The organism is Burkholderia sp. SRS-W-2-2016 (assembly GCF_001931485.1).
Classification (GTDB): domain Bacteria; phylum Pseudomonadota; class Gammaproteobacteria; order Burkholderiales; family Burkholderiaceae; genus Paraburkholderia.
In genome coordinates this window covers 1-390 of the sequence record NZ_MSDV01000103.1, presented here as the reverse complement: position 1 = coordinate 390, position 390 = coordinate 1, and the positions used below count along the sequence as shown (strand labels likewise).

Genomic DNA, 390 nt, shown 5'->3' with positions numbered 1-390 from the left:
GAACGTGTCGCAGTTGAAGAACGCAGGCGTGATCGACGGCAACGGTCAGGTGGCGAACGTGGTTGCGTACGACGACGTATCGAAGGCTGCAATCACGCTGGGCGGCGCAAACGGCACGAAGATCAGTAACGTTGCCGCGGGCGATCTGTCGGCAGCTAGCACGGACGCGGTCAATGGCGCACAGCTGAACACGACCAACCAGAACGTGGCGGACCTGGGCAGCCAGGTGACGAAGAACGCTGGTGATATCAGTAACGTGCAGGCGACGCTGTCGGATGCGGTCATGTATGACTCGGCCGCTCACAACAGCGTTACCCTCGGCGGTGCGAATGCCGCGGCTCCGGTGGCCCTGAAGAACGTGGCCGACGGCGTCGACAACAACGACGCGGT

General features: G+C 62.6%; 1 pseudogene. It reads left to right on the top strand.

The annotated features are described in order from the left end of the window. Positions 1–13: 13 nt before the first annotated feature. Positions 14–390: pseudogene (locus BTH42_RS34025) on the top strand (hypothetical protein); the annotation flags it as partial.